This window comes from Streptomyces sp. NPDC055189, from assembly GCF_053606765.1.
In genome coordinates, this window is sequence record NZ_JBSGSG010000162.1 from 1 (window position 1) to 7,488 (window position 7,488).

Genomic DNA, 7,488 nt, shown 5'->3' on the forward strand with positions numbered 1-7,488 from the left:
GTGGTGGCCGCTCTGGTCAACATCGTGGTCGTCCCCGCCTCCCCACGGCGAGTGGCAGAGCTTAACCACCGTGTGGCCCCCCCCCTCTGGGTGCGGCCCAACGTGTTTCACGGACGTGCGCTCTTACGGACGCCTCGTTTCACGTGAAACAGCGCTTCGAGGTCAGCGGGTGGCGCCGGTGACGATCCAGTGTCCGGAGCGCGTGCGGAGCCACAGGGTCAGCATGCGGACCGTCATCATCAGCGTCATCGCTCCCCAGACGGCGGTCAGGCCGCCGCCGAAGACCGGCACGAGCAGGGCCACCGGAGCGAAGACCGCCAGCGTGGCCAGCATCGCCCAGGCCAGATAGGGGCCGTCGCCCGCTCCCATCAGGACACCGTCGAGGACGAAGACGATGCCGCACACCGGCTGGGCGATGGCCACCACTACGAGCGCGGGCAGGGCGGCGTCCTGGACGACGGAGTCGCCGGTGAAGAGCGGGATGAACAAGGGGCGGGCGAGGACGATCAGCCCGCCGAGGAGAATCCCGGAGCCGATGCCCCACTGCACCATGCGGCGGCAGACGTCGCGTGCACCTTGGGCGTCGTTGGCCCCCAGATAACGGCCGATGATCGCCTGGCCGGCGATGGCGATGGCGTCGAGCGCGAAGGCCATCAGGCTCCACAAGGACAGGATGATCTGGTGGGCGGCCACATCGGCGTCACCGAGACGCGCGGCCACCGCGGTCGCGATCATGAGGATCGCCCGCAGCGAGAGCGTACGGACGAGAAGAGGTGCGCCTGCTTGGGCGCAGGCCCTGATGCCGGCGGCGTCGGGTCGCAGGGAGGCGCCGTGGCGTCTGGCGCCGCGTACGACGACGAAGAGGTACACGGCGGCCATCGCGCACTGGGCGATTACGGTGCCCCAGGCGGATCCTGCGATACCCAGGCCGGCGCCGTAGACGAGGCCGACGTTGAGAACGCCGTTGGCGACGAAGCCGCCGATCGCCACGTACAGCGGGGTCTTCGTGTCCTGCAGTCCGCGCAGCACGCCGGTGGAGGCGAGCACGACGAGCATGGCGGGGATGCCGAGCGAGGAGATGCGGAGATAGGTGATCGCGTACGGGGCCGCGGTGTCCGATGCGCCGAAGAGTTCCACGAGCGAGGGTGCGGCGGGAAGGACGACGGCGATGACGGCGGCGCCGAGCAGGAGAGCGAGCCAGATGCCGTCCATGCCCTGGCGGATGGCGGACTGCAGATCTCCGGCGCCCACCCGGCGGGCGACGGCGGCCGTGGTTGCGTAGGCGAGGAAGACGAAGACACTCACAGCGGTGGTGAGGAGCGCCGAGGCGACGCCGAGACCGGCCAGCTGTGCGGTTCCGAGATGGCCCACGATGGCGCTGTCGGCCATCACGAAGAGAGGCTCGGCGACGAGTGCGCCGAAGGCGGGAACGGCGAGGGCGATGATCTCTCGGTCATGTCGTCGCCGAGCGGCCTTGGTCGCCGCGGGAACCTGTGTCATGGGCACCAATCTAATCTTCCACAGGTAAGAGATGCAATGCTCGAAAGACCCTTACTCGGGCTCTGGTGGGGCGCTCTTCAGAGCGCTGTTCGGCACGATCTTGGGCCGACGGGGAAAGTTTTTCTTCTGCACAGCCAGTGGACGGGAAAGCCGCAGGTCAGACTGTATTTGCGGAGAGCGCTGAGTGCTTGTTCACAGGCCTGTCCACCGAGCCGTGCACAGGTTTGGCGGAGTTCTCCACAGCAACGCGCCCGTCATCCACACCGCCTGTGGATAACCAGATTGGCTGACGGTGGCCACGGCCCTACCGTAGTGCGGCGACCCCCTCGTGATCCGACCTCGGAAAGCCCGTAAAACCGACGCGTCAGAACCGGAGTTGGGCCGCTCATTTGTCAGTGTCGTGCCGTAAGAAAGAAGGGCACGGCGAGGTCCGCTCGGCGGACGTGAGGGAGGTGGCCCGGTGAGTATCTCCGAGCCCTTGGACGACCCCTGGGCCGACAGCGGTCCCAGTGACCGTCTGCCCGCCTCCCGGCAGCGCCGAGACGGAGGCAGGAACCGCGACGAACAGCACGATCGCGGCCGTGAAGGCGGCGGCTGGGACGGCGGAGGCACCGCCTTCGAGCGCGTACCGCCGCAAGATCTGGACGCGGAGCAGTCGGTGCTCGGCGGCATGCTGCTCTCCAAGGACGCCATCGCCGATGTCGTCGAGGTGCTCAAGGGACACGACTTCTACCGTCCCGCGCACGAGACGATCTTCACGGCGATCCTCGACCTGTACGCCAAGGGTGAACCGGCCGACCCGATCACCGCTGCCGCCGAGCTCACCAAGCGCGGCGAGATCACCAAGGTGGGCGGGGCCTCCTATCTGCACACGCTGGTGCAGACGGTGCCGACGGCGGCGAACGCCGAGTACTACGCGGAGATCGTCCACGAGCGGGCGGTCCTGCGGCGCCTCGTCGAGGCGGGTACGCGCATCACACAGATGGGATACGCGGCCGACGGCGACGTCGACGAGATCGTCAACAGCGCTCAGGCCGAGATCTACGCGGTCACCGAGCAGCGCACCAGCGAGGACTACCTCCCGCTCGGCGACATCATGGAGGGTGCGCTCGACGAGATCGAGGCGATCGGTTCGCGCAGCGGCGAGATGACCGGTGTGCCCACGGGCTTCACCGACTTCGACTCGCTGACGAACGGCCTGCACCCCGGCCAGATGATCGTCATCGCCGCCCGTCCCGCCATGGGTAAGTCGACGCTGGCGCTCGACTTCGCACGTGCCGCGTCCATCAAGCACAACCTGCCCAGCGTCATCTTCTCCCTCGAAATGGGGCGCAACGAGATCGCGATGCGCCTGCTGTCGGCGGAGGCACGGGTGGCGCTGCACCACATGCGCTCCGGCACGATGACGGACGAGGACTGGACGCGGCTCGCACGCCGGATGCCCGAGGTCTCGGCGGCGCCGCTCTACATCGACGACTCGCCGAACCTGTCGATGATGGAGATCCGCGCGAAGTGCCGTCGCCTCAAGCAGCGCAGTGACATCAAGATGGTGATCATCGACTATCTGCAGCTGATGCAGTCGGGTGGTTCCAAGCGTGCCGAGAGCCGCCAGCAGGAAGTCTCGGACATGTCGCGAAACCTGAAGCTGCTCGCCAAGGAGCTCGAAGTCCCGGTCATCGCGCTCTCGCAGCTGAACCGTGGCCCCGAACAGCGCACGGACAAGAAGCCCCAGGTCTCCGACCTCCGTGAATCCGGCTCGATCGAGCAGGACGCGGACATGGTGATCCTGCTGCACCGCGAGGACGCGTACGAGAAGGAGTCGCCGCGCGCGGGCGAGGCGGACATCATCGTGGGCAAGCACCGTAACGGCCCGACGGCGACGATCACGGTCGCCTTCCAGGGCCACTACTCGCGTTTCGTGGACATGGCGCAGACGTAGCAGTCACGGCGGTACGTCACGGCGGTACGTCGCGGCGATACGTCAGGGCAGGCGCCTCAAGGTTTCGCCGAGTATCGCCATGCCCTCGGCGATGGCGGTGGAGGTGGGCGCGGCGTAGCCGAGGACCAGGCCGGGTCGGTGCGGTCGCTGGCTGTGCCAGGACAAGGGCTGGACCTTTACCCCGCGGGCCAGGGCAGCCGCCGCGAGGTCCGTGTCGCGGAAGCCGGCGTCGAAGGTGATCGTCAGGTGCAGGCCCGCTGCGGCGCCGTGCACGACGGCATGCGGCAGATGGGCTCCGACCGCAGAGATCATCGCGTCCCGGTGACGGCGGTGGCGTCCGCGCAGAAGCCGCAACTGGCGTTCCAGGGCTCCCGATTCCATCAGCCGGGCCAGGACCAGCTGGGGCAGTACGGCGTTGCCGAGGTCGGCGAAGCGCTTCGCGGCCACCACCGCGTCCCGGTACTTGGGCGGCGCGAGGACCCAGCCGATACGCAGGGCAGGGGCCAGCAGCTTGGACACGCTCCCGGCGTAGCAGACGTGCTCGGCGAGCAGGGAGCGCAGGGCGGGGACCGGAGCGCGGTCGTAGCGGTGCTCGGCGTCGTAGTCGTCCTCGATGATCAGCCCGTTGCGTTCGGTGGCCCAGCGCATCAGGTCGCGCCGCCGCTCGCCGCCGAGCACCACGCCGGTCGGGAACTGGTGCGCCGGAGTCAGCAACACCGCTGAGGCGTCCGTGACACGCAGCTCGGCGACGCGGATGCCGTCGGCATCAACCGGGACGGGCGGGGTTTCGAGGCCGCCATTGCGCAGATGCTGGCGGGTGCCGAGGGAGCCGGGGTCCTCGACGGCCACCGCGCGGATGCCGTCGTCGTGCAGTACCCGGCCGAGCAGGGTGAGGGTCTGGGCGGTGCCCGCGGCGATGACGATGTCCCCCGGGTCGGCGCGGATGCCCCGGTTGCGGGCCAGCCAGTCGGCGACGGCGATGCGCAGCGCCGGTGCCCCCCGCGGGTCTCCATATCCGAAGGCGGACGCCGAAAGCTCTCTGAGCACGGTGCGTTCGGCGCGCAGCCAGGCGGCGCGGGGGAAGGCGGTGAGGTCGGGCACTCCGGGTGAGAAATCGATCCGGGCCGGAGTGTCCCGCAGCGCGTCGAAGATGTCCGTGCCGGGCGAGGCGGCGAACAGAGCGCCGGGGGGAGAGGGCGGCGGCGGGTCCGCAGGCATAGCGGGCCGTGTTCTCGCCGGTGCGGCGACCACCACGGTCCCGTTTCGCCCGCGCCCGGCAACGTGCCCGTCCTCGCTCAGACGCTGGTACGCCTCGGTGACCACGCCGCGCGACACGCGGAGTTCGCCTGCCAGGACACGGGTCGCGGGGAGTCTGCTGCCCACCGGCAGGCGGCCGTCGGCTATGGCGAGGCGCAGATGCCGGGCCAGCCAGTCCACGCGCCCGCCCGCCGGGGCATCGTCGATGCTGAGCTGGAGGAAGTCCGCGCCGTCCGCGCCGGTGGGCGTCCCGTACATTCCGGAGCCGGGCATGGAGTCGGGCGTGGAGATGGACACGGAGCTGGCTCCGTGCGCTGTGCGCCCCTTCTCGTCGGTGGTTATGGACCGGTCGGCAGCACAGTCATTGGACCTGTTCACCGGGCCATAGTGGCAGCAGGCTGAAGTCATGCAGACAGCAGCAGCCGCAACCTCCGGCACCACCACCCCGACGCCAGAACCCGCCGCCCGTCCGGCAGTTGACTACGTCCACGGGTACTCGCACCGTGAGGCCCGCAGGCTGGGGGACCAGGCGGACACGCTCGCCGCGCTGCTGCACGACGGCACGTCGTATCCCGCGGGGAGCCGGGTTCTGGAGGTCGGCTGCGGGGTCGGCGCCCAGACCGTCCATCTGGTCGACTCCAGCCCCGGTGCGCATTTCGTGGCCGTCGACCGTTCGGCGGACTCACTGGCGAAGGCCCGCGCCCGCGTCATGGCACACGCGCCCGACGCACATGTGCGGTGGTGCCGTGCCGACCTCTTCGCTCTGCCCTTCCCGGACGCCGAGTTCGACCACATCTTCGTGTGCTTCGTCCTGGAGCATCTGGCATCGGCCCGCCAGGCGCTCGCCGGTCTGCGACGGCTGTTGCGTCCCGGCGGGACCATCACCGTCATCGAGGGGGACCACGATTCGGCGTTCTTCCACCCCGACAGTGCCTACGCCCGCGCGGCGATCGACTGCCTGGTCCGGCTCCAGGCGGACGGCGGCGGAAACGCCCTGGTCGGGCGGCAGTTGGAACCGCTCGTCGTGCAGGCCGGATACGACGACGTCAGCGTCCGGCCGTGCACCGTATACGCGGACAGGACCCGGCCCGCGCTGGTAGACGGCTTCACCCGCAGTACGTTCATCGCCATGATCGAATCCATCAGGGACGATGCCCTTGCCGCGGCCCTCATCACCGAAGCCGACTGGGACCGCGGGATCGCCGACCTGCACAGGACCGCGGACGAAGGCGGGACCTTCCACTACACGTTCTTCAAGGCCACGGGTACGCGCTCCGCGTAGCGCGCCCGGCGGAATTCGCTCGACTCGCGGCTTCTCCGCGGGTGGACTAGGGCCATGACATCTCCCCGTGAAGAGCTGCTGCCCACCACCCGCCGAGCCCTGCTGCACCGTGTCGCCACCGCTCAGGCGGAGGGGCGAGCGCCCTCGCTCGTCGCCTCGGTGCTCAGGGACGGCGAGTTGGTGTGGACCGAGGGACGCACCTGCGTCGAGGGGCATGCGCCGAACGAGGACGTTCAGTACCGCATCGGCTCGATCACCAAGACCTTCACCGCCGTGCTGGTGATGCGGTTGCGTGACGAGGGCGTGCTCGACCTCTCCGACCCCTTGGAGAAGCACCTGCCGGGTACGGGCGCGGGCGACGTCACCATCGTGGAACTCCTCGCGCACACCAGTGGGCTGGCGGCCGAGACTCCTGGAGAGTGGTGGGAGCGTACGCCGGGATCGCAGCGCCCCGAGCTCGATGACGTGCTCGGCGAGCAGCCCTTCAAGCATTCCACCGGTCGGCGGTTTCATTACTCCAACCCCGGCTACACACTGCTCGGTTCACTGATCGAGGCGCTGCGCGGTGACTCGTGGGAAGCCGTGCTGCGCCGCGAGATTCTGGAGCCGCTGGGCCTGGACCGTACGAGTGCGCAGCCGCAAGCGCCGCACGCGGGTGGCTGGGCCGTCCATCCGTGGGCTGACGTGATGATGCCCGAGCCGGCCGAGGACCTGGGTCTCATGGCACCGGCCGGGCAGCTGTGGTCCACGACGGCGGACCTGGCGCGTTTTGGCGCCTTCCTCCTGCAAGGTGACGACCGGGTTCTGTCCGCGGATTCGGTACGGGAGATGCGGGCGCCCGCGTCGCCCGCGGTGCCGGGGGACTGGAACGTGACGTACGGCCTGGGCACGCAGCTGATCCGGGGGGACGTAGGCACCCTGGTCGGGCACGGCGGTTCGCTGCCGGGTTTCATGGCCGGCCTGTGGGCGAGCGAGCAGGACGGCCTGGTCGCGGTCACGCTGACCAACTGCACGTCCGGCCCTGCCGTGACGGCGTTGGCCTATGACCTGCTGAAGATCGTGTCCGAGGCCGAGCCGCGCATCCCCGAGGCGTGGCGGCCGCTGCCCGAACTGGACGACGCTCTGCTGGAGCTTGCGGGGCCCTGGTACTGGGGGACGACCACCTTCGTGCTGCGGCCGCAGGCCGAGGGGGCGATCGACCTGTCGCCCCTTGCGGGCGGCGGCCGCGGTTCGCGGTTCCGGCCGAACGGTGAGGGCGCTTGGACCGGGCTCGACGGATACTTCGCCGGGGAGGTGCTGCGGGCGGTGCGTCGCCCCGACGGGACGGTGAGCCACCTCGACCTGGGGTCGTTCTTCTTCACGCGGGAGCCGTACGACGCGGGGGCTCCCGTGCCGGGCGGAGTGGACCCGGAGGGATGGCGGGGTCTGCCCCTCTGAGGACCGCTGAGAGGCACCAAGGTGGCTGAGAGCTTGTAAAGACCCGGTGGGGCGTCGTGTTTCACGTGAAACA

At 69.5% G+C, this 7,488-nt stretch carries 5 protein-coding genes; 3 read left to right on the forward strand and 2 right to left on the reverse strand.

The features are described 5' to 3' along the window. Positions 1–162 precede the first annotated feature (162 nt). Positions 163–1,500 (reverse strand): MATE family efflux transporter, encoded by a 1,338-nt coding sequence (locus ACWFR3_RS46090; RefSeq protein WP_453740717.1) that lies wholly within the window; start codon positions 1,498–1,500, stop codon positions 163–165. A 460-nt stretch (positions 1,501–1,960) separates the two neighbouring features. Here ACWFR3_RS46090 and dnaB point away from each other — a divergent pair, with 460 nt between their 5' ends. Then, on the forward strand, positions 1,961–3,439 hold the full coding sequence (dnaB, locus tag ACWFR3_RS46095; RefSeq protein WP_453740718.1) for a replicative DNA helicase: 1,479 nt from the start codon (positions 1,961–1,963) through the stop codon (positions 3,437–3,439). Positions 3,440–3,481: 42 nt separating this feature from the next. Here the strand turns inward: dnaB and pdxR are convergent, their stop codons facing one another. Next, on the reverse strand, positions 3,482–4,969 hold the full coding sequence (gene pdxR / locus ACWFR3_RS46100; RefSeq protein WP_453740721.1) for a MocR-like pyridoxine biosynthesis transcription factor PdxR: 1,488 nt from the start codon (positions 4,967–4,969) through the stop codon (positions 3,482–3,484). Between the two features lie 133 nt (positions 4,970–5,102). Between pdxR and ACWFR3_RS46105 the strand changes: the two genes are divergently transcribed. Together ACWFR3_RS46105 and ACWFR3_RS46110 are read left to right on the forward strand one after the other, a co-directional pair. Beyond that, positions 5,103–5,978: a methyltransferase domain-containing protein gene (locus tag ACWFR3_RS46105; RefSeq protein WP_453740719.1), complete on the forward strand. Its 876-nt coding sequence runs from the start codon at positions 5,103–5,105 to the stop codon at positions 5,976–5,978. A 54-nt stretch (positions 5,979–6,032) separates the two neighbouring features. Continuing rightward, positions 6,033–7,415: a serine hydrolase domain-containing protein gene (locus ACWFR3_RS46110; RefSeq protein WP_453740720.1), complete on the forward strand. Its 1,383-nt coding sequence runs from the start codon at positions 6,033–6,035 to the stop codon at positions 7,413–7,415. Positions 7,416–7,488 lie beyond the last annotated feature (73 nt).